Raw genomic sequence first — 22436 nt, 5'->3', positions numbered from 1 at the left:
TCACATGAGCGAAATCCTTGTTGAGCTGGGCGACCTGGAGCAGGCCGAGCGGGAACTGAGCTGGCTGCTTGCCCGGATTCAGGCCGACGAGCAGGAAGCCCGAAGCCTGTACGCCAGGCTAAGCGATTGGAACGGGCAATCGGCAAACGTGACGCGCGAATACGTTGAAGCCTTTTTTAACGGTTTGGCGGGCCGGGTACGGTCGATCGAGCAGCAAAAAGCGGAGCTGATCCGTTATATGCAGGTCATGAAACAAACGGATCAGATGAGATGACGTTAAGAGAAAAAACGACGTCGTATTCCTTCGGGAGTGCGGCGTTTTTTGCAGCATTGACACAATACCGTGATTCCTTGAGGAAACACGGTATTTTCTATTTAACTCTAATAAAAACGAATTCGCCCTTCCTAAGTCCTATCCCCTCTTTTTCGATCGCCATATCCATGTCTGGAAATCCGTTCCATCGTCGCAGTAATTTATGAAGTTTGTGGGATACCCGCTTCGGGGACTTCCATGAATAATGAAAATGAAACGAGGATTGTGCTGAGTTTTACTACAAAAAAATGATCATTTCCTGAAAGGAGCAGACGAATGTCCAGAAAAGTTTTGCGATTATGGATTGCGTTTATGGCCGGGTTGCTGCTGATGGCCGGGCTTTGGCCCGGGTTGGGGCAGGCGGCTGCCGAGGAGGCGCAATCAACCGTCGAATGGTCCAGGGATTACGGAAGCAGCTCCGAAGGACAGGGAGTCATCCCGACTTCCGACGGCGGTTATTTAGCTTTGGGAGGCATTTACGATGCCGACAAGCCGGAAGGATATTCGTATCAAAAGGCCTATGTTCTGAAGCTGGATGCGGAAGGCGAGGTCACATGGGAACGAAAGCTCAAATATCTAACGACGAGGAATGCGGCATACCGGGCCATCGAGACGAAAGACGGCGGATACCTAGTGGCGGGAATAACGGTAACGGAAGGCGAACCGAAGGACCGGCTTTACATGATCAGGCTGGATTCATCGGGCAATGTATTATGGGAAAGGGTACAGGAGGACGACGCTATCCACAGCACCCCGAAATCCGTGGTCGAAACGGATGACGGCAGCTTCTTGATCGCCGGGGAAGGGATGGTCAGTTGGGTCGCTTATGAACAAGGTTATATTTTAAAGGTCGATCCAAACGGCGAAACGCTGTGGTACAATAAATACCGCCTTACAGGTACCGGCGACTTTTTAACCGATCTTATCCCCGCCAATGATGGCGGTTATATCGCCGTCGGCCACGCAGGCATGGTCGAATACGAATCGAAAGATTTCGATGCGATGCTGATCCTGAAAATTGATGACCAAGGCAAAGTGCTTTGGTCGAAACAATTCGTCGATCCGCGCAGCGGCTGGACAGCCTATTCGATTGTCGGAACAGAGGATGGCGGGTACCTCATTCTAAGCAGGAAATACAGCGGAAACGGCGCAACGCTGCTTACCAAAACGGCTCTCGACGGACAGGTGAAATGGGAAAAGACGTTTTTGGACGGCGCGGATTTTTACCGTATCTATAATCGACTGGTGCGGACTAAAGACGGGTACGCCATGCTCGGGAAACATGCGACACGGATCGATTGGAACAGGGATGTGAAATACCGGTACGGTGTGCTGAGAGTCGACGAGAACGGCGATACGATCAGCGAGGAATTATTCAAGGGACCACCGATTGCAAGCGTAGGCATCGCAGCGGCAACCCAAGACGGGGGCTTTATTTTCCCGGGGACCGTTTTGCGGGGAGACGATAGGAAGTTCCAGTTGATGAAGCTGTCGCCTCCGGCGGATCGGCAGCCTGTCGAACGTACGCTGACGGGCATCTCGTTTATGGAAAAAGAAAAGAAATTGAAAACGGGCACTAGCTTCTCTACCGTGCTGCAAGCGGTTTATTCCGACGGAACGAAAAACGACCTGTCCAGCGCCGCGCTGTACATTTCGGGGGACGACAACATCGTGGACGTCGATGCCTTGGGCCGGATCACGGGGCATGAGCCGGGAAGCACCTATATCGAAGCGAATTATGAAGGTTTTACGGCAACGATGAACGTGACGGTTCTGCCGGAAGATACGGACGAACTTAGTCCCGTACAAGGCGATTTCGGCCTGGATTCGGGCGAATATTCACTTTTGGAAGGTACGACGCTGGACATCAAGGTCACCGTATATGGCTATAACCCGCGAACGGAAACGGATGTCACGAAACTGGCGACGTATAGCAGCGACCGACCGGACATCGCCGAGGTGGACGGGGATGGGAACCTGATCGGCCATAAAGCGGGTAAAACCCGGATCTATGCCAAGTACAAGGGAAGCACTGTTTATGCCGAAGTGCTGGTCGTGCGCGCGGCCGCGCCAACAGGCGATGGGCAGCCTGAAGAGCCCAAAAACGGTGCGGATTCCCCGGAAGAAAGTGACGGATCGGAACAGGAATCGGCACAAAAATGATGGGCTGCTGATGTTCTGGGAGAATTTAAAAAGGCCAACCGATTGACGGTTGGTCTTTTTTGAAGATATAAGAACGAATACGTTTCGAAGCGATGCCTTCCTTATATCTCAAGGAAAATTTCCGCTAAGTGCGGTCTGTTTTCTGTGAAAGTACGTCGATATACGTTTTTCTTTCTAAATGATCCTTTTTCGTATCCAGCCCGAAATCTGATCCGTCAAAACGATGAGCACGATGATGCCGAGCAAAATGATGCCGACCCGGTTCCAGTTCCGCACCTGAAGCGCAAAAATGAGCGGCGTTCCGATGCCGCCTGCGCCGACCAAGCCAAGCGTCGTGGCGGAGCGGACGTTGATCTCGAACCGGTATAGCGAATAAGAAAGAAACTGCGGAATAACCTGCGGCAGGACCGCGTAACGCAGCACCTGCAGCCGGTTCGCGCCCGAGGCGATTAATGCCTCTTGCGGCCCGCGGTCGATGTTTTCGATCGTTTCCGAGTACAGCTTGCCGAGCATGCCGACCGAATGAATGCCAAGCGCAAGGACGCCTGCAAAAGATCCGGGGCCTACCGCCTTGATAAACAGAATCGCAACGATGATCTCCGGAAACACGCGGATGATGCTCAGCACGATTTTGCCGCTGCCGGATACGGCGAGCCTCCGGCTCATGTTCGAAGAAGCCCAGAAGGCAAACGGAATGCAGACCACGGCGGCGACGACCGTGCCGAGAATGGAAATGACCAGCGTGTCGAGCAGCCCCCGCAGCAAATCCTCGCCTTCCGGGATGTAGACGAAAGACCAGTCCGGGTGCAAAAATCCTTGCAAAATGGATTTGGATACGGTCCCGGCCGTACTTTGTATCCCTTCAAAATGCACTCCCTGGACGGACCAATAGTAAACGGCGATAACGATCAGGGCGATCACCGCAAAACGGATCCGGGAGCCAAAAGCGGAACCGGATGTTTGTTCGGGCAAGGCGGAATTCGTTTTTTTCATAGCAGTTTCCTCCGGATGATCGTACTGGCGTAATCGATAACCAGCACGATCGCAAGCGTCAGCAAAATGATGACCGCGGCCCGGTCGTAACGGAACAAACCGAGCGAACGGTCGAGCAGCAGGCCGATCCCCCCGGCCCCGACGAGCCCGAGGACGGCTGCCGCCCGCACGTTGACTTCAAAGGTATAAAGCAAATAAGACATGAAATAAGGCAGCGCCTGCGGAACGACGGCGTACATGATGATCTGCAGCCGGTTTGCGCCTACGGCGGACATCGCTTCAAGCGGTCCGGGGTCGATGGCTTCGATCGCTTCGAAGGTGAGCTTGGCGATGATCCCGAACGAAAAAAACACGAGCGCCAGCATGCCGGCAAACGGCCCGATGCCGAACACCGCTACGAAAATGGCGGCGAACAGCAGGTCGGGAATGGTTCGGACCAGGTTCAGCAGCATGCGCGCCGGAACCGAGACGAATCGGCTGATGCGCAAATTGGATGCGCAGAGCAGCGCTGCCGGAACGGCGAGCAGCCCGCCGAGCGTCGTGCCGAGAATGGCGACCTGAACCGTTTCCATCATCGGCCCCCAGATCGTGGGCAGGTAGCTCCAATCCGGGGGGAACATTTCTTGCAGCAGGCTCCCCATCTGCGGCAAACCTACGATCAGCTGATACGGGGTAACGTCCGTCCGGATCGAACAGGCGACAAGCACGGCGATAAGGACGATCCAACCGGCGATCTGTTTATATTTGCGCGGCGGCAGCATGTCGGGAGCGGCCGGCCGGAGTGAAGCCGGGGGCGCGGGCGTCTTCATGACGCACCTCCCAACAGCTCATCCTGCTGCACGGGACGGCCGTAAATTTCGGCAAAGGCTTCGTCGGTCGCTTCTTCCGGCGTCCCGTCGAACACCACTTCTCCGGCGCGAAGGCCGATGATCCGCGTCGCGTATTCCCGGGCGAGGTCGATAAAGTGCAGGTTGATGACCGTGGTGATGTTCATGTCCCGGTTGATCCGCTTCAGGTCTTCCATGACCTGGCGCGTGGTCAGCGGGTCAAGCGAAGCGACGGGTTCGTCCGCCAAAATGACCCGGGCTTCTTGCGCGAGCGCCCGCGCGATCGAGACGCGCTGCTGCTGCCCGCCCGACAGCTGATCGGAGCGCACGTATGCTTTTTCCCGGATATTGACCCGCTGCAGCGCATCGAGGGACAGCTCCACGTCCTGTTTCGGAAACCAGCCGAGCATGGTGCGGAACGTGGAATGGTAGCCGACCCGTCCGGACAACACGTTGCGGATGACGGTCGAACGTTTGACCAGGTTGAAGCTTTGGAAAATCATGCCGATGTCGCGCCGGATGTGGCGGAGCTGGCTGCCGGAGGCGCGGGTCACCGATTTGCCGTTCACCCGGATGTCTCCCGAGGAAATATCCGTCAGGCGGTTGATGCTCCGCAAAAAGGTGGATTTGCCAGCGCCTGACAGGCCGACGATGACGACAAGCTCTCCTTCGCGGATGGTGAGGTTGATATTGCGGAGCCCAACCGTTCCGTTGGAATAGACCTTCGTTACGTTATCGAATTCGATCATGGCGAACCAACTTTCTGTAATGGTTTCGGACGCGAAAATAGATTAGGGCGTCTGCAAAGGGAAACAACACCGCCACAAACTTCATGGACGGTGCTGCCCAAAAGACAGGTATGGATGTGCCGGGACTTTACGTTACTTGATTTCCTGTCCTACGACTTTTGCGTATTCGCGGACCGGATCGAAATTTTTGTCGTCGCCTGGAGCATAACCTACATGCGTATAGATGTCCTTGATGATTTTGGCGCCTTCCTCGTCCTTGGTGATATCGATGAAAGCTTGGCTGATTTTGTCCCTCCAGCTTTGATCCATGTCGCTGCGGACGCTGACGGTGTCGTTCGGGATTTTGGCGGTGTAATGGAGGACGCGGGTTTTTTCGAATACGTCCGGAACGTCCTTTTTCACCGTATTGCGGGCATCCTGGAATACGGCGACGGCGTCCACCTGATCGTTCAACAGCGCCATGATGGCGGCGTCATGCCCTTTGATCGTTACGCCTTGCACGTCCTTGTCCGGATCGATGCCTTCTTTTTTCAGCTCGGCGGCCGGGAAAACGTAACCTGCGGAGGAAGTGACGTTCTGCCAACCGATTTTTTTGCCTTTCAAGTCTTTCAGGCTTTGGATCGGGGAATCTTTTTTCACGACGATCATCGCTTTATAGAAATCGACTTTTTCGGTTGTGTCTTCGCCGGTTTCGTCCTTGATGCCGTAGCGCTGCGCTTGAAGCAGAAGGTCGACGGCTTTTTTGTTGTCATGGGCCAGCACGTAAGCGTTCGGCGGCAGGAAACCGACGTCGACCTGTTTGGAAGCCATCGCTTCGACGATGGTGTTATAATCCGGCGATACGGTGACATGAACCGGAATGCCCAGCTTGTCTCCGAGCAGTTTTTCGAGCGGTTTGGTTTTGGCTTCGAGCGTATCGGCATTTTGGGACGGCACGAACTGAACGTTCAGCTCTTTCGGCACGTAGCCGGAAGATGCCGCTTCCGCGGTGCCGGACGCCGCGTCCCCGCTGCCGTTTCCGGCGCTTTTGGAGCCGCATGCGGCAAGGCTGGCTGCAAGCGCCAGCGTCATGCCGATCGCAAGTACTTTTTTAAACATGATGGTCCCCTCCAGAATTTTTTCTATGATCCTGGCCGGCTGGGCCGGCTGACAGGATTGAGCGTAACATAGGCGCGGCGAACAAGGGTTAACGGAAAGGATGACTTTTGTTGAAATTGCGTAAAATATGCGGCCTTTGATGTCCGTTTCGGCGTCAGGCTTGCCGCATGTTTTCCCCCTATATATGGTAGAAACCCGGAATAACCGATTTTACTCCGGCTTAATATCCGGGCGGTATAATAGGCGTAATCAAAATCGAATGGAGGATCGAAAAGGAGTGGTGAACGTGAATGGCATTCCGAATGCGAAAGAAGGCAGCCTGCGGCCGGACGCCGAGGCGATCCTAAAGCTGCGTATTTTGTCCACGACGGATGTGCACGCTTGTCTGATGGACTACGATTATTACCGAGACCGGAAAGACGCTGCGGTCGGACTGGTCCGGACGGCAACATTAATAAAAAAGGCAAGAGCGGAGGCTCAAAACTCGCTGCTCGTAGACAACGGGGATTTGATCCAAGGCACGCCGCTTGGCACGTTTGCCGCGCGCGTCGATCCCGATCGCCCCGAAGCGGCGGGAGGCTGGCTTCACCCGGCGATCCGCGTGATGAACGCGATGGGGTATGATGCGGCGACGCTTGGCAACCATGAATTCAATTACGGTCTGGACTACTTGGATCAAGTTATCTCCGGCGCCGCTTTTCCTTACGTCAACGCCAATATATACGTGCATGAAGCGGAGGCCGGAAGGAAGTTTGCCGTCAACCGCTACCGGCCGTACGCGATCGTCACGAAAACCTGTCTGGACAGCACGGGACAACCGCATGATATCCGCATCGGCTTCATCGGTTTTGTACCGCCGCAAATTACGGATTGGGATCAAGGGCATTTGGATGGGAAAGTGCAGGTAAAAGACATGGTTCTGTCCGCGCTTGAGTGGATTCCCCAAATGAAAGAGGAAGGGGCGGACGTCATTGTGGCGCTTGCGCATAGCGGTTTTGACGCCGGCGTGTCCTTGAAGGATCACGACGCCGAAAACGCGGTGCTGCCCCTCAGTCTGGTTCCGGGGATCGATGCCATCGCCTTTTCCCATACGCATCGGACGTTTCCGGCCAGGGATTTCGCTTCGCTGGATGCAACCTTTAAAAGGTCGGACGGGACGCCGCTGCCGGCCGTCGACTGGCAGGAGGGGACCATCAACGGATTGCCCGCGGTCCAAGCCGGCTATGGCGGATCGATGCTTGGAATCATCGACTTGTCGCTGCGGCGCGTGAACGGAAGATGGCAGGCGGCGGATGGAAGATCGATGATCCGGGAGATTCGCGGCGGATCGGAAGGAACCGGGCCTGCGGAGCCTGATTCCGAAATTGTCGGGCTTTTGCGGCAAGCGCATCAACAAACGGTGGCTTATGCCAACGCTCCCATCGGACGAACGGAAACGCCTTTGCATACCTATTTTTCCCTCGTGCACGCGGATGCGTCCATCCAACTGCTGAATCATGCCCAAATAGCGTATGCCCGCCGCCGGATCGCTTCGTCCGCGCCGGATCTGCGGCATCTTCCCGTGCTTTCGGCCTCGTCGCCGTTTAAAGCCGGGCGGAACGGCCCAAACGATTACGCGGAGATCCCGGCCGGACCGATTGCGATCCGCAGCGCCGCAGAGCTGTATTTGTTCGAAAATACCATCAAAGCGGTCAAAATAAGCGGAGCCGCCTTGAAGGAATGGCTTGAAATGTCGGCCGGCATATATAACCGGATCGATCCGGACGAAGCCGGGGAGCAGCCGCTGCTGAACCCGGCGTTTCCCGCCTTCAACTTTGACGTCATCGGCGGCGTCGCCTATCGGGTGAACGTCGCCCGGCCGGCAAAATACGGCCTTGACGGCATGCTGCTGGACCCAAGCGCGGGCCGGATCGAGGATTTGCGGCACGAAGGCCGTCCGGTGGAGCCGGAGCAGCAATTCATCGTGGTGACGAGCAATTACCGGGTCTCGAGCGGCATTGTGCCTGGGCTGCGCGAGGCCGAACTCGTGCTGGATTCCGCCGACGAAAACCGGCAGGCGCTGATCGACTATATTGCGGAACAAGGCTTGCTTAAGGCAAGACCGGAGGAAAACTGGAGTTTCACGCGCGTCGCCAAACCGGTTAACGTCACCTTCACGGCCTCCCCGGAAGCGGCCAAATATACCGGAGATGTTCCGGGCATCTCGTATACGGGGCGGACCGATGCGCGGGGTTACGGCATTTTCCGCATCGACCTTGGCGTCAGAGAGGCAGCTGAAGCTGCAGCCGTTTCCGGACGAACGGATGTTTCGCCATAAATTCGCAGAAACCGACAGGCTTTAGCCGCTTTTCATGTTTGCAATAGTGATCATTTCCCAAATCGTTACGAAACGCAGAGGTTCCGGATGTCTCGAGACCTCTGTATTTTTTTGCAAAGATAAGGATTAAGCCGCTTATGCCCCCGTCTTTTCTATTATAAAATCCTACTACCAAACTGCTGGGGGCGATCTTATGAGTGCGGTATAAGATTTTACAGATTAAGCAAATTGCAATAATAAAGGGGTGCTACCTTTAAGGGGATCAAGATTTTGATAAGAAATCGGGGAGGTAGAAGAGGAATGAAAACGGCCAGTCCTTTGAGATTCCGCAGCAGGCAGCTTGCAGGTGCGTTTTTTGCAATGATTTTGATGTTATCCGCCCTGTTCGGCGGCCTGCCGGCGCAAGCGGCGTCACCGGCGCTTACCGTCGCGCAAGCCTTGGCCAAAAACAACAGCGGCGAAACCGCCACGGTTGAAGGGTATATCGTCGGCGAGGTGTACAATTCCAAGCTCCTTTTTTCGGGGTTTCAGGACGATTTGAACGTGCTTATCGCAGATTCTCCCGGTGAAACCAATAAGGACAAGCTGATCGATGTCCAGGTTACCGCGGGCTACCGCCCGCAAATCGGACTCAAAACGAATCCGGGCAACGTAGGCAAAAAGCTTCAAGTTACCGGCACGCTGACGGCATACAGCGGCATGTCCGGCGTAAAAAGTCCGACAGCCATGACCTTAGCGGGCGAGTCCGGCGGCGGGGATCCCGGCAACGGCGGCGGAACGCCGGATCCTTCCGACCCCGGCAGCGAAAATATCGGCGTGCCCACGACCCTTCCCGACGGCACCGGCAAAAAAGTGCTGTTCGACCAAACCCACGGGCAGACCGCAGGCGCTGCCGATTGGGTTATCGACGGAGCGTTTTCCGATTTTGCGGACGGCCTGAGGGAAGCGCATTTTCAGGTGGATGCGCTCGAAAGAACGCTTCCGATGAATGCGCAATCCTATGACAGCCCGGCCATCACGCTGAATAAACTGAAGCAATACGACGTGTTTATCATCGGGGAGGCCAACATTCCTTTTAAAACTTCCGAACAAGCCGCCATGCTGCAATACGTGAAGGATGGCGGAAGCATCTTCTTCATCTCCGACCATTACAATTCCGACCGGAACCTGAACCGCTGGGATTCCTCCGAGGTGATGAACGGATACCGGCGCGGCGCTTACGGCGATCCGGCCAAAGGGATGTCTTCCGCCGAAGCCGCTTCGGGCGCGATGAAGGACGTGACAAGCACGGATTGGCTGGGGCAAAATTTCGGCGTCCGTTTCCGTTATAATTCGATCGGCGACGTGACCAAGACGGATGCGGTCAAATACGACCAATCCTTCGGCATCACGGCGGGCGTCAACGACGTCGAAATGCACAGCGGCTCGACGCTTGCGATTCTTGATCCGAAGCGCGTCAAGGGGGTCGTATACCTGCCTCAAAACGTGCCCGGCTGGAACAACGCGGTTGAAAACAGCGACAAGAAAAACTTCCCGACCGGTGGCGTGTACAAAAACGGCGGCAAAGCCGAAGGACCGTTCGCGGCCATCGCCAAGCTGGAAAAAGGCAAAGCGGCGTTTATCGGCGACTCCTCGCCGGTGGAGGATGCGAGCCCGAAATACGTCCGCGAAGATAACGGGGGCAAAAAAACGACTTATGACGGCTTCAAAGGCGAAGCCCAGGACGCCGTGTTCCTCGTTCAAACCGTCAAATGGCTGGCCGTTCACGAGGATTATGAAACGTTCGAAAACCAAGGGATTACGCTGGACGAGCCGACGCCGCTGCTCGGGGCGCTCGAAGAACCGGCGACTTCGGCCGAAATTCCCGGCACGGAGCCTTGGAACACCCCGGCGGCAGGTTATAAATGGTATGATCCTACCACATACAAACCCGGCTCCTACGGTTCAAGCGGAAGCGGACCGGTCGTGACGATTCCCGATTTGACCACGATCGCCGCCGCAAGAACCGCCGCGGACAACAGCTACGTGACGGTGCAAGGGGTCATTACGTCCGAACCGGGCATGTTCGGGGGATCGGGTTTTTATCTGCAGGACGGAACCGCAGGCATTTACGTCTATCCAAGCAAAGCAACGGGATATCATATTGGCGACAAAATTAAAATTACGGCTCAGAAAACGATCTATAACTCCGAAGCAGAGCTGATGAACGAGGTTCAAGTCGCCAAGTTGGACGACCAGGCAGGCATTCCCGCGCCGACGCCTATCGTTCAGGACGCGGTGAATGAGGGCAATCAGGGCCGGCTTATTACCCTGAAAAACGCGACCATACGGAATTACGCAACGGTAACCGGTTCGCTGGAATTCGATCTGGTGAACGGGAGCGTGACCAACCGCGTGCGCGTGGACAGCCGCACGGGGATCAATGCGGATCTGCTGAAGCAGTCGTTTCCGGAAGGGATGAATGTCGACATCACCGGCATTTCGTCCATCTTCAAAAACAATTACCAGCTGAAGCTGCTGAAACTGGAAGATATCCGGCCGGCGGGAGTCGGCCCGGCCAAAGGCAATACGGCAACGATGACGGGCCCGGCATCGGCTTATGCCGGATCCCCGGTCGAGGTGGCGGTTGGCGTCGGTCAACTGACGTATTCTTTTACCGCCATGGACGTCACGATCCAATTTGATCCGTCCAAAATGACGTTTCAAACGCAAACCGACCAGGAAGGCAATTCCGTTCTCGCTGAAGGAGCCGTCACCCCTTCCAGGGAAGGCTTAAGTCTGCTGGCTGCGGGCATCAAGCCTGAAGCGGGACAAATTCGGCTGCTGCTGGCAACCACCGGCGAAGCGCATGCCGTTAAAGACGACGGCGAGCTGTTTAAGCTGCACGGCAAGCTGAGGGAGGATGCGTCGGGCAGCGCGGATCTGTCGCTGATCGCGTTCACGGCTTCTTCGGACGGCGCTTTGCAGGACATCGACACGGGCGACGCGGCCGTTCATATCCAAGTGGCAACGGCCGATCGCAGCGCGCTTTATGCGGCCATCCAGGATGCGCAAAAACTTGCGGATCAAGCCGTAACGGGAACCGAGCCGGGGCAATACCCGCCTTCTGCCAAATCCGACCTGCTCGCGGCCATTCAAGCGGCCAACGCCGTTTACAATAATGCATCGGCCAGCCAAGAGCAAATCAATGCGGCATTGGCCGCTTTGACAAGCGCCGTCAATGCTTTCAAAAACGCGGTAATTCCGGTGCCGTCCGTTCCTGCGGACAAATCGGCCTTAAACGCGGCGATCGCTTCCGCTCAGAACGTGTATGACCGTGCCGTCGCAGGCGAAAAGGTCGGACAATATCCGTCCGCGGCCAAGTCGGCGCTTCAAACCGCGATACAATCCGCCGTTTCGGTGAAAAACAGCTCCGGAGTTTCCCAGGCACAGGTTGACGCAGCGACGGCGGCGCTCGGCAATGCCGTGGCGGTCTTCAAAACCAAGCTGATCACGCTGGTGCCGGGAACAGGCAAAATTACGGTGCAGGACCTGTCGATTATGGCCAAATATTTCGGCATCAAATCGACGGACGGCAACTGGAACCGCGTGGCGTCCGCCGACCTTTTCAACGAAGGGGAAATCACGATCCGCGCGCTGGCCGGCGTCGCCCAAATGATTATCGGAGACTGGTACGGCAAATAAACGCAAACGAACGATGAATCAAAAGCAAATCGCAGGGGGCGGCCGTGAGCCGTTTCCTGCGATTTGCAGTCTGAAAGGATGAAGCCCATTGCTGAAACAATTAGCCTCCGTTCTCGGAATCGTGCTCGTCTTCGGTTGGTTTGCGGCACAAACGCCGGCGTCGGCGGACGAGGCCGCTCCTTCGGTCTCTTTAAAATCAACGTCCAATGGAAACGAAATCACCGTCGTTGTGACGGGGGAGCATCTCAAAGACCTGTACGCCTATGATTTCACGTTAAAATACGACACGCAGAAGCTCGCATATAAAAGCGCCATCTTAAGCAAAAACGGTTTCTCCGTCGATCCGATCGTCCAAAACGGAAATGTCCGGATCGCGCATACCAAGGTGGGCGGCATTGCCGGAGACAACGGCACGCTCCAGCTGGCCGCCGTCAAATTTGCAAGGCTGCAAAAGGGCAGCGCCGCCATTTCGCTGCATGACGTCAAACTGGTCGATTCCAAGCTGAACGCCGCCGGCACGGCCATCCAAGCCGCCATTTCGGTTAAAGATGAGGCCCCCTCCGGGCAGGTCGCCCTCAAAGATATCGGCGGGCATTGGGCGAAGACGGCCATTGAACAGGCTGTGCAGCAAGGCTGGGTCACGGGTTACGCGAACGGAACGTTTTTGCCGGACAAGGAAGTGACGCGGATCGAGTTTGCGGCCATGTTGATCCGCGCCCTGGGAGCGGACGGCGGCAGACAGCCCGTGACATTTACGGATGCGAAGCAGATTCCCGCTTGGGGGCTGCCTTCCGTGGAAGAGGCGGTAGGCCGGGGCATCATGAACGGTTACGGCGACGGATCGTTCGGGCCGGCCAAAAAGATTACGCGGGCGGAGATGGCCGCCATGGCCGTTCGTTCGCTGCCTTCGGCCGAACCGGCCGGAGGCGGAAAGCCGGCCGCCTTTGCCGACAGCGGACAGATCCCCGCCTGGGCCAAGCCCTACGCCGAGACCGCCGCGCAGAGAGGCATCATGAACGGAAGAAGCGGCGGACAATTCGCGCCCCGTGCGCATGCGACCCGCGCCGAAGCGGTGGTGGTGATTTTGGCATTGCTGCAGCAGAAATAAGGCGTTATTGAAAATATCGATTGAATGGAAAAAATTCTTTATCAAAAGAAGCTTCCGCTAAAGCGAAGATATGTGCTATACTTATGTAAGTAACCATTCGGGTTGCTTTTTCATACGATGACGCAGTATCATGGTATGAACGAACTCAAACCAATACTAAAAATATGAATATGGATCTTCGGGGTAAGGTGAAATTCCTGACCGGCGGTGAACGTCCTTTGTACCAAAGCGACGTCAAGCCCGCGACTCCTGCTTTTCGACCGTTTTGAAAGGCAGCGACTGACCTGGTGGGATTCCAGGGCCGACGGTAAAGTCCGGATGGGAGAAGATCAATAGAGCAGGTTTGCGCGGAATGTTTTTTCGTTACATTTCGGCAGGCTTATTTGATCAGCCCCCGTTTTGTCGATTTCGGTCGATATGCGGGGGTTTTCCAATGTTGACTCCGTATTCAGGCAAGGGGATTAGGAATATGGAAAACGTAAGCAACAAGTTCAAGCTAAATTCTGCCATGCGCAAGCAGGCGGTCCGTCCGAAAACCGGCTTTTGGCTGGTCGTGCTCGGGGCGGCGTTGTGGGGAGCGGACCCGCTCTTCCGGATCATTTTGCTTCGCGAGCAGATCACGCCGACGCAGATCGTTTTGCTCGAACATATCATCATCGCGCTGTTTGTGGCGCCGATGTTATGGAAACACCGCTCGGAATTGAAAGGGCTCAAGCTGCGGCATATCGGCGCGCTGCTGTTCCTGTCCTGGGGCGGTTCGGCCATTGCGACCATTTTGTTTACGCTGGGGCTGACCCACGGCAATTTGAACGCGGTATTGCTGCTGCAGAAGCTGCAGCCGATTTTCGCCATCCTTATGGCGCGCGTGCTGTTGAAGGAAAAGCTGCCGAAGCAGTTCGGCTGGCTGCTGATCATGGCGCTGGCAGGCACCTACCTGCTCACTTTCGGGTTTACGTTCCCATTCGGCCATGTCAACGATTTCGTCAAAGTAGGGAGCCTGCTTTCCCTCGGCGCGGCGGCGTTGTGGGGCGGATCGACCGTTATGGGACGTTTGATGGTCGGCAAAATGGAGTACGAAACCGTCACTTCGCTTCGCTTCATTTTGGCGCTGCCGCTTCTGATCGTCATCACGATCAATCAAGGGGATCCTTGGCATGTTCCTTCCGGCGCAGGTACATTCGCCGCCGTTTCGATCAATCTGCTCGGCCAGGCGCTGCTGCCCGGTTTGTTCAGCCTGATGGTCTATTATAAAGGCCTCACAACGACAAAAGCTTCGGTAGCTACCCTTGCGGAGCTGAGCTTCCCGATGGTGGGCGTGCTCATCAACTGGATTGCGTTTCATGAGATCGTAAAATTCCACCAAATTTGCGGCTTTATTCTGATTTGGGCGGTCCTGTTTATCATATCCCGCAGAAGTGCAAAAGAAGCGTAAACGTATTTTCTGGTGGCCTTCCCTATAAAATAATCCAAAGCTGTTGCCTTAAAAGGCTGCTTCCGGGGCGGTTTGTCCGCCCGCGAAAGCGGCCTTTTTTGCGCGTTGAAAGGACTTTTAGGGTCCAAAGATTTCAGTCATGATTTGAACGGTTCGACATACATTTTTATAAGTAAGCGCTTGCAGAATACGTTTTAGAAACGGTCGGTGCAATTCAAGATTCAAGATCCAAGGTGTGAATGTGATGAATGGAGGAATGTTCATGAGGCTGAAATTCGCTTCCAAACCGCTGATCGCACTTTTTATGGCGGCGGTTCTCATCGCAGGCTGCCAAACCGTGCAGCCGCCGTCGGCTTCGGAAACGCCGAAAACGCAGGAGGAAAACAAAACACCCGCGCCTTCGAACAATCAGACGGAGCCTTCCAAAGAACCCGCGACCGAAACCTCCAAGGGCGACGCCAAAGAAACGCCGCGAAACGAAACGCTGTACATCAACGGCCTGCAGTGGGGAGCGCCGACAAACTTCAACCTGCTGAGCGGCAATCCGGCTTTTCCGATCAATTACGGCAACTCCCGCGAACTCGTGTACGAAACGCTGTTCATGATCAACGAGCTCGACGGCGCGCTTGAGCCGCTGCTTGGGACGAAATACGAATGGAAAGACGACACGCTGCATATCGATCTGAACAAGGACGCCAAGTGGAGCGACGGCCAGCCGTTTACATCGGAGGATGTCGTATATACCTACGAGCTCGGCAAAAAATACGACATCAACTGGAGCAGCTACTGGACGAATATTTCGGAAGTCGCCGCGGACGGCGCAAATGCCGTCAACATCAAACTTAACAAGGATAATCCGAATAAGCTGAGGGTGCTGGACAGCATCGAGCTGATCCCGATGATGCCGAAGCATATTTGGGAAGAGATCGAAAAGAAGGCAGGCAACGACCTACCCACGATCCGCAAAGAAGTTAATGACAATCCGGTCGGCACGGGGCCGTACAAACTGTATTTCTACAACGATCAAAAAATTACGGTGGTACGGGACGACAATTATTGGGGCAAATCGCTGTTCGGCAAGCTGCCTGCTCCCAAATACATCACGCACGTAATTTACAAGGACAACGCGGCCGGCGATCTGGCGTTCAAAAGCGGGCAGGTGGACGTATCGCAGCAGTTCATTCCGCAAGTATGGAACATGTGGAAAAACGGCGCGCCGATCAAAACGTACCTGAAGGACGCTCCGTATTACGTGCCGGGTTCCATGCCGTCCATCTTCTTCAACATGTCGAAAAAAGGGCTCGACGACGCCGACGTCCGCCGCGCGATCGCGATGGCCATCGATTACAAAAAAATATCGGATCTCGCGATGAGCGGTTATTCCGCGGCAATGGAACCTTCCTTGACGCTGAATACCGACGCGGAATCCAAATACGTGGATAAAGACGCGATCAAATCGCTGCAGTGGACGACGGACGTGAAGGCGGCCAACGAGCTGCTCGACAAAATCGGGGCGAAAAAAGGCAAGGACGGCATCCGCGTCCTGAACGGCACCCGTCTCGGTCCATATGACGTGGAGTGTCCGTACGGCTGGTCCGACTGGAATGCCGCGCTGGAAATCGTCGCGCAAAGCGCCAAGGCGATCGGCATCGAAATCCGCACCAAATTCCCTGAAGCTCCGGTATGGACCAACGATTTGCAGACGGGCAAATTCGATATCATCATGAACACGCCTGCCGGCGGCGTCAATCCGAGCCAACCGTGGAACCGGGCGCATGACATCATGTATTCCAAAGGGGTAGCTCCTGCAGGCGAAATGGCGTTCTGGAACTGGGGCCGTTACAAAAACGACAAAGCCGATCAAATCATTGACCAAATCCCGACCGTCTCCGACGAAGCTCAGCTAAAATCGCTATATACCGAACTGACCAAAATTTGGCTGACGGATATTCCTTCCGTGCCGCTGATGTACCGCCCATGGGTATTCCATACCGTCAACGAGTCCGTATGGAAGGGCTTCCCGGCCGAAGGGGACGGAAGCAACATTCCGCCGCAAATCGCCATAGACGGTGCCGGCATCCGGGCACTGTACCAGATTCATAACTGAGGATCTCTTAAGTTCTGATTCAAAGGATGTTCGGCATAACCCGAGCCATTCATGCAGCCTGCACCAGGCCGGCCTTCCGGCTGCCTTGATGCAGGCTCTCTTTCACCGGCGCATCTTTTTCCATACCGCTGCACAAGCCCGAAGGGGGGAGCTTCGTGAACGCCTATTCGAAATATTTCGTGAAAAAGCTGTTTTGGTACGTGCTGACGCTTGCGATCGCCATTGCGCTGAACTTTTTCCTGCCGCGGATGATCGAGGGCAACCCGGTCAGCATCATCGTCTCGAAAATATCGCAGGGCATGACGGACAGCGACACGATCAAACGCGTCTATGAGACGTTTATGGTCGAATTCGGCATTGACAAGCCAATTTGGATGCAATTTCTCATTTACGTCAAAAAATTGTTTACCGGCGACCTGGGAACTTCCTTCGGACTGTATCCGAAGAAGGTGACCGATATTTTGGCTTCCGCCGTGCCTTGGACGATCGGACTGCAGCTGCCCGCCATTTTGGTCGGGTGGATCCTTGGCAACATCCTCGGAGCGGTGGCGGCTTACAAAAAAGGCGTCTTCGACAAAGCGATTTTTCCGGTGGCGTTGTTTATCAATTCGATTCCTTTTTTTACGCTCGCCATTATCATGCTGTATTTGTTCGCGTTGACCCTGGGATGGTTTCCGCTGTCCGGCGGGTATGATTTTCAGATGGTGCCCAGCCTCAGCTTCGAATTCATCGGCTCGGTGCTGCGGCATCATACGCTTCCTTTTCTGTCCATCGTGCTCGTGACGATCGGCGGGCAGGCGATCGGGATGCGCGAAATGTCCATTTACGAGCTGAATGCCGACTACGTGCTGTACGCAAAGCTGCTGGGCATCCGGGATTCGAAAATCGCCAGGTACGTGTTCCGCAACGCCATGCTTCCGCAAATTACGGGACTGGCTCTGTCGATCGGGACGATGGTCGGCGGTTCGCTGATCTGCGAAATCGTCTTTAGCTATCCGGGGCTTGGCACATGGATGTTCACGGCCATCCGCCAGCTGGATTATCCGCTCATCTCCGGCTGCACGCTGCTGATTGCCGTCACCGTGCTTCTGGCCAATTTTACGATCGATATGATTTACGGCCTGATCGATCCGAGAATTAAAGCCGCGCAAATGGAGGAAGAGTGAAAATGAAAAATTCCTTCGCTATTCTCTTCAAATCGCCGAAGTTCATGATCGGTGCCGTGTTGTTTCTGCTTATGCTGGCGCTGGTGTTGATCTACCCGCAAATCAACCGCAAGGATCCGCTGGAGATGATTGCTCTCGCCTTCCAGCCTCCGGACGCCAACCTGTGGCTCGGTTCGGACAACTTCGGACGCGATCTGTTTCTGGAGCTGATGTACGGCATCCAGACTTCCATCCGCGTCGGCCTTATAGCCGGAGTGTTCGCCACCATCATCGGCCTCGTCATCGGTTTGGTCTCCGGTTATATCGGCGGCATGCTCGATAACATTTTGACCGCTCTTACGAACATTTTTATCGTCATTCCGTCCTTTGTAATCCTGATCCTCATTTCGGTCAGCATCAATTCGCGCAGCTCGCTTGTCACGGCGATCATCATCGGCATCACAAGTTGGCCGTGGACCGCGAGGGCCGTCAGAGCGCAAACCACGTCGCTCCGGAACAGGGATCATGTCCATATCGCCAAAATATCCGGCCACAGCACGCCCAAAATCATCGTCTTCGAAATTCTTCCCTACATCGCTTCGTACGTCGTCATGGCGTTTGTGCTGCAAACCGCGTCGGGCATTTTGTCGGAGGCGTCGATCTCCATGCTCGGCCTGGGGCCGTACAACACCATTTCGCTTGGCATCATCATGAACTGGGCGCTCGTGTTCGAGGCGCCGGTGGCCGGGGCGTGGTGGGCGTTTATTCCGGCCGCTTTTGCGATCGCGCTGATTACGTTCTCCCTTTATATGATGAACACGGGCATGGATGAAATTTTTAATCCGAAAATAAGGAGTTAAGGCGTATGAGTACGAACATTTTGGAAGTCAGCGGCCTGAAAACCTATTACAAAACCCGCCTGAAGGAAAAGGTGTTTGCGGTGGACGGCGTCGATTTCGAGCTGGAGGAAGGCAAAACGCTGGGCATCGCGGGCGAGTCGGGCTGCGGAAAATCGACGCTCGCGCTCAGCCTTATGGGCTTTTATTTTCCGCCTTTGCACTACGGCAGCGGCTCCATCCGGATTTCCGGCAGCGACATCATGAAGCTGAGCAAGGAGCAGCTAAGATCCAAGGTGTCCGGCCGCGAAATTGCGTACATCCCGCAGGCGGCGATGAATGCGCTCAATCCGACGCTGCGGATTATCCGGTTTATCGAGGACATCATGAAAGAGCACCGGCCCGAATTGTCCAAAAAGCAGGTATGGGAGCTGGCGGCGGAACGTTTCAAGACGCTCAATCTGCCGGAAAAGGTGCTGAAATCGTATCCGAATGAGCTGTCGGGCGGGATGAAGCAGCGGACCGTCATCGCCATCTCCACCATTTTGAACCCGAAGGTGCTGATCGCCGACGAACCGACCTCGGCGCTGGACGTCACCTCGCAAAAAGCGGTCATCAAGCTTCTGAAGGATTTGCTGGACAAAAAATATATCCGGTCGCTCGTTTTTATTACTCATGAGCTGCCGCTGTTGTACCACGTTACGGACGATATCATGGTCATGTACGCGGGCGAAATCGTTGAGCGGGGCATGGCGGAGCAAATGATTTTCGATCCGGTCCACCCGTACACGAAAAAATTGATGGGGTCCATCCTCGTTCCCGAGGAAGGCATGAAAGGGCAGAAGCTGGCCGCGATTCCCGGCGCCCCTCCGAATTTGAAGCAGGTGCCGCCCGGCTGCCGGTTTGCGGAGCGCTGCTCCTACGCGCAGGATGTATGCAAAACCGGCAAAGTGCCGATACGCACGAACGGAAGCAACCTGTACCGCTGCCATTTTGATACGGAAACGCTGAAGGAGTGGTATGCGCATGAGCAGTCGTGACCTGTTGATCCGCGGCAAGGGACTGACGAAGGTATTCGGATACGGAAGCCAAAAGACGACCGCCGTCGATGCGGTGGATTTCGATTTTCATAAAGGGGAAATCATTTCGATCGTGGGCGAAAGCGGGAGCGGCAAAACGACGCTGGCCAAAATGATCATGGGTCTGCTGAAAGAGTCCTCCGGGTCCATCGAATATAAGGGGCAGCCCCGCCGTTTGAAATCCCATGCCGACCGGAAGCGGTACTGGAAAGATATCCAGGCGATTTTTCAGGATCCGTTTTCGTCGTTTAATCTGTTTTACCGGGTGGAAAAATTGCTGCTCGATTGCATCAAGCTGCAGGGGCTGAAGCTCTCCAAGGAAGATCAATATCAAAAAATGCGGGAAGCGTGCTCCTTCGTCAATCTCAAATTCGAGGAGCTGCACAACAAATACCCGTTTGAGTTGTCCGGCGGCCAGATGCAGCGGCTGATGATCGCCCGGATTTTCATGCTGCACCCGAAGGTGCTGATCGCCGACGAGCCGACGTCCATGGTGGACGCCTGTTCCCGGTCGACGATTCTCGATATGCTGCTGAAGCTGCGGGACGAAAACGAAATGACGATCATCTTCATTACGCATGACGTAGGGCTGGCTTATTATGTGAGCGATACGATTTATATTATGGAAAAAGGAAAAATCGTCGAAAGCGGCCCGGCCGAGGACATGATCCTCAATCCGCAGCATCCTTACACGCGCCAGCTCATCAACGACGTGCCCAAAATCCGTTCGGCTTGGGATTTAGGGTCGTAGGAGAGAGCAGGGTCCAAACTAGAAAAAGGGATGGACGCCCGGAAATTTCCGTGCTCCATCCCTTATTGCTGAGGCTAGGACAAACCCAGTTTAAATAGTAAAATCAGATCCGAAAATTTCGGAAGCCCCCGCCTCCAATGACTGAACGCGCTCCAAGTAAGCCGTCACCCGTCGGTCGTCTTCAGCGGGATAGGCAAAACCAAGCTTCGACGCCACTTCCCGCGCCGTGCTGCGGAACAAGTCCGTCATGACAAACAGCGCGCGCCAGCCATCTTCATAGCTGCCTTTCGGGTAGGTGCCAAGGAGTTGATCCCAGCTTGATTCCGGGAGATAAGCTTTTAAATACTTCCCGTTTTTGCCTGTGCTTACCGAGAATCCGGTAAGGATGCCGGCCTGCCATTCGAGCATCTTGACCAGCATCCCCCGGATGATGTTCAGATGATCCAGCGCATACAATATTTCCTTTCTCCATAAGCCTTTGGTCACATAAGTCGACACCCACCAAAATTCGTTGCAGCAGTCGGCATATAGCTTTGCTGTCGGCTGCCGTACCCGATACTCCTCATCCGTCGGCTCCGCTAACCGGGGAAGACTGCGGTCTTTGTCAAGCAGCACCACGGCCAGCCGGTCACCGCCGTTCCAGTGGTCCTTTTTCTCGATCGGGCAAAGCGTGAGGTCAATACGGTTGCCGTCCGTGAACAGCATCAGGTACGCATAATTTCCATCCATCGACGGAGGGATGAGCTTCATCTCTTCCGGCTTTTGCATGATGATCCGGTCACCAAAGACGCTGATCCATTCCGGATCCTGGATAAAAGACTCGATGTCGGTCACCACAAACACAATGTCATAATCCTGAAAAATATCTCTCGGTGCATTCGGGTTGGTGCGCGAACCGTTCATTCCAACCGCGCGGATGCGCTCGTCGCTTTTGGCTACATTCAATATCAAATCCAACATTTCTCGTTCGGTTCTCATCCGGGTACAGCCTCCTTGTCTATTGTTCATTTGGTGCGGGTCATGCTCACACGAAGGCGGTCCGCGAATCCGGATGATCCGGCGGACGACAAGTTCACGTTACAAGTTGTCAAGCAGCTTTTTCATGATGATCGTCCTCCTTATCGTGGTGAGTAAATCATCGGTTGAACTTAGATGCATGGATAATGACGGGCTGCGTGCCCTCAATGATCGTAAATTACTAACATTCTACCATAAAAATGAAGCTCCCAACCGGAAAATGGGATTTCCATAGTAGCAAATCGTATGACAGACCCGTTAATCAGCCGCCTGTTTAATTGATAGAGATAGAGTTTACTCGCTGAAAGTCACATTACAGTAATTGCCGACTGAAAGCCCACGGTTTTAAGCGTTGGATGAAAGACGGCTTTGCCAGAACATCCCTTCATGGGATGGGAAGGGCAAACACATAGCACGTGTGCGTGTGTGCTTTTCTTTTTGTTTTAATTGTTGTAGCTGTATGATTAAACTGATACCATTGTTTTATGGGACAAGAATATAGACGTACAGCTACAACCGTATCTCTCATTAATTATCATTTTGTTTTCTGCCCACGTTATCGAAGAAAAGTGTTAGTAAATCAAGTGGAAATTCGATTCAAGGAGCTATTAGCTGAAATATGCCATCAGAATAACTGGATTATTGTGGCGATGGAAGTTATGCCCGATCATGTCCATCTGTTCCTGAACTGTCTTCCCACCGATTCTCCATCAGATGTTATGGCAAAAGTGAAAGGAGTGACCTCTCGAATATTAAGGCAGGAGTTTGAGCATCTTGCTCATTTGCCTAGTCTGTGGACACGTTCTTTTTTCGTGAG

The 22436-nt window shown here is 54.6% G+C and carries 17 protein-coding genes and 1 riboswitch; of the genes, 12 read left to right on the top strand and 5 right to left on the bottom strand.

From position 1 onward, the window contains the following. Nucleotides 1–4: 4 nt before the first annotated feature. Nucleotides 5–274: a hypothetical protein gene (locus RJP21_RS30765; RefSeq protein ID WP_160043704.1), complete on the top strand. Its 270-nt coding sequence runs from the start codon at nt 5–7 to the stop codon at nt 272–274. Nucleotides 275–589: 315 nt separating this feature from the next. Next, complete coding sequence (locus tag RJP21_RS30760; RefSeq protein ID WP_310862578.1) at nt 590–2476, top strand: Ig-like domain-containing protein; 1887 nt, start codon at nt 590–592, stop codon at nt 2474–2476. A 174-nt stretch (nt 2477–2650) separates the two neighbouring features. Here RJP21_RS30760 and phnE (RJP21_RS30755) read toward each other — a convergent pair whose 3' ends face one another. The 4 genes from phnE (RJP21_RS30755) to RJP21_RS30740 all read right to left on the bottom strand — a co-directional run bounded on the left by phnE (RJP21_RS30755) (nt 2651) and on the right by RJP21_RS30740 (nt 6143). After that, nucleotides 2651–3469: a phosphonate ABC transporter, permease protein PhnE gene (gene phnE, locus RJP21_RS30755; protein ID WP_310862577.1), complete on the bottom strand. Its 819-nt coding sequence runs from the start codon at nt 3467–3469 to the stop codon at nt 2651–2653. Continuing rightward, nucleotides 3466–4278 (bottom strand): phosphonate ABC transporter, permease protein PhnE, encoded by an 813-nt coding sequence (gene phnE / locus RJP21_RS30750; RefSeq protein ID WP_310862576.1) that lies wholly within the window; start codon nt 4276–4278, stop codon nt 3466–3468. Before phnE (RJP21_RS30750) ends, phnE (RJP21_RS30755) begins: the two co-directional genes overlap by 4 nt. Beyond that, the gene (gene phnC, locus RJP21_RS30745; protein ID WP_160043707.1) at nt 4275–5045 is read right to left on the bottom strand and encodes a phosphonate ABC transporter ATP-binding protein; all 771 of its coding nucleotides are present in this window, start codon (nt 5043–5045) and stop codon (nt 4275–4277) included. Before phnC ends, phnE (RJP21_RS30750) begins: the two co-directional genes overlap by 4 nt. Before the next feature lie 132 nt (nt 5046–5177). Next, nucleotides 5178–6143 carry a phosphate/phosphite/phosphonate ABC transporter substrate-binding protein gene (locus RJP21_RS30740; protein WP_160043708.1) on the bottom strand — a complete coding sequence of 322 codons (966 nt, stop codon included), beginning with the start codon at nt 6141–6143 and terminating at the stop codon, nt 5178–5180. A gap of 277 nt (nt 6144–6420) precedes the next feature. Between RJP21_RS30740 and RJP21_RS30735 the strand changes: the two genes are divergently transcribed. The 9 genes from RJP21_RS30735 (at nt 6421) to RJP21_RS30695 (ending at nt 20602) form a co-directional block, all read left to right on the top strand. After that, complete coding sequence (locus RJP21_RS30735; protein ID WP_310862575.1) at nt 6421–8460, top strand: bifunctional 2',3'-cyclic-nucleotide 2'-phosphodiesterase/3'-nucleotidase; 2040 nt, start codon at nt 6421–6423, stop codon at nt 8458–8460. Between the two features lie 300 nt (nt 8461–8760). Further along, complete coding sequence (locus RJP21_RS30730; protein WP_397386309.1) at nt 8761–12144, top strand: DUF6359 domain-containing protein; 3384 nt, start codon at nt 8761–8763, stop codon at nt 12142–12144. Nucleotides 12145–12232: 88 nt separating this feature from the next. Beyond that, nucleotides 12233–13252: an S-layer homology domain-containing protein gene (locus RJP21_RS30725; RefSeq protein ID WP_310862574.1), complete on the top strand. Its 1020-nt coding sequence runs from the start codon at nt 12233–12235 to the stop codon at nt 13250–13252. 170 nt (nt 13253–13422) lie between these two features. After that, a riboswitch (FMN riboswitch) is annotated at nt 13423–13586 on the top strand. A gap of 135 nt (nt 13587–13721) precedes the next feature. Further along, nucleotides 13722–14684, top strand: a complete 963-nt coding sequence (locus RJP21_RS30720; RefSeq protein WP_310862573.1) for a DMT family transporter — start codon at nt 13722–13724, stop codon at nt 14682–14684. Nucleotides 14685–14946: 262 nt separating this feature from the next. Beyond that, nucleotides 14947–16791 (top strand): ABC transporter substrate-binding protein, encoded by a 1845-nt coding sequence (locus RJP21_RS30715; RefSeq protein WP_310862572.1) that lies wholly within the window; start codon nt 14947–14949, stop codon nt 16789–16791. A 155-nt stretch (nt 16792–16946) separates the two neighbouring features. After that, a complete protein-coding gene (locus tag RJP21_RS30710; protein WP_160043714.1) occupies nt 16947–17957 on the top strand; it encodes an ABC transporter permease in 1011 nt (336 codons plus the stop codon). Nucleotides 17958–17959: 2 nt separating this feature from the next. Next, nucleotides 17960–18796, top strand: a complete 837-nt coding sequence (locus tag RJP21_RS30705) for an ABC transporter permease (RefSeq protein WP_160043715.1) — start codon at nt 17960–17962, stop codon at nt 18794–18796. Between the two features lie 5 nt (nt 18797–18801). Then, a complete protein-coding gene (locus RJP21_RS30700) occupies nt 18802–19812 on the top strand; it encodes an ABC transporter ATP-binding protein (RefSeq protein ID WP_310862571.1) in 1011 nt (336 codons plus the stop codon). Then, complete coding sequence (locus tag RJP21_RS30695) at nt 19799–20602, top strand: ABC transporter ATP-binding protein (protein WP_310862570.1); 804 nt, start codon at nt 19799–19801, stop codon at nt 20600–20602. Before RJP21_RS30700 ends, RJP21_RS30695 begins: the two co-directional genes overlap by 14 nt. 90 nt (nt 20603–20692) lie before the next feature. On the opposite strand, the gene RJP21_RS30690 is transcribed toward RJP21_RS30695, so the two are convergent. Next, entirely contained in the window at nt 20693–21580 is an 888-nt protein-coding gene (locus tag RJP21_RS30690) for an aminoglycoside 6-adenylyltransferase (protein ID WP_310862569.1), read from the bottom strand. Nucleotides 21581–22104: 524 nt separating this feature from the next. Between RJP21_RS30690 and tnpA the strand changes: the two genes are divergently transcribed. Beyond that, nucleotides 22105–22436 (top strand): IS200/IS605 family transposase (tnpA, locus tag RJP21_RS30685; protein WP_310862568.1); only part of this gene is annotated, 332 nt, incomplete at its 3' end.

Source organism: Paenibacillus sp. VCA1, assembly GCF_031583795.1.
GTDB classification, from domain to species: Bacteria; Bacillota; Bacilli; order Paenibacillales; family Paenibacillaceae; genus Paenibacillus_AQ; species Paenibacillus_AQ albilobatus.
Note: the sequence above shows the minus strand (reverse complement) of the source record. Positions and strands in the feature narration are given on the sequence as shown.

Coding starts and splice junctions, on each gene's coding strand:
- RJP21_RS30765 (WP_160043704.1), top strand. CDS start 5: ATGAGCGAAATCCTTGTTGAGCTGGGCGACCTGGAGCAGGCCGAGCGG.
- RJP21_RS30760 (WP_310862578.1), top strand. CDS start 590: ATGTCCAGAAAAGTTTTGCGATTATGGATTGCGTTTATGGCCGGGTTG.
- phnE (WP_310862577.1), bottom strand. CDS start 3,469: ATGAAAAAAACGAATTCCGCCTTGCCCGAACAAACATCCGGTTCCGCT.
- phnE (WP_310862576.1), bottom strand. CDS start 4,278: ATGAAGACGCCCGCGCCCCCGGCTTCACTCCGGCCGGCCGCTCCCGAC.
- phnC (WP_160043707.1), bottom strand. CDS start 5,045: ATGATCGAATTCGATAACGTAACGAAGGTCTATTCCAACGGAACGGTT.
- RJP21_RS30740 (WP_160043708.1), bottom strand. CDS start 6,143: ATGTTTAAAAAAGTACTTGCGATCGGCATGACGCTGGCGCTTGCAGCC.
- RJP21_RS30730 (WP_397386309.1), top strand. CDS start 8,761: ATGAAAACGGCCAGTCCTTTGAGATTCCGCAGCAGGCAGCTTGCAGGT.
- RJP21_RS30720 (WP_310862573.1), top strand. CDS start 13,722: ATGGAAAACGTAAGCAACAAGTTCAAGCTAAATTCTGCCATGCGCAAG.
- RJP21_RS30715 (WP_310862572.1), top strand. CDS start 14,947: ATGAGGCTGAAATTCGCTTCCAAACCGCTGATCGCACTTTTTATGGCG.
- RJP21_RS30705 (WP_160043715.1), top strand. CDS start 17,960: ATGAAAAATTCCTTCGCTATTCTCTTCAAATCGCCGAAGTTCATGATC.
- RJP21_RS30700 (WP_310862571.1), top strand. CDS start 18,802: ATGAGTACGAACATTTTGGAAGTCAGCGGCCTGAAAACCTATTACAAA.
- RJP21_RS30695 (WP_310862570.1), top strand. CDS start 19,799: ATGAGCAGTCGTGACCTGTTGATCCGCGGCAAGGGACTGACGAAGGTA.
- RJP21_RS30690 (WP_310862569.1), bottom strand. CDS start 21,580: ATGAGAACCGAACGAGAAATGTTGGATTTGATATTGAATGTAGCCAAA.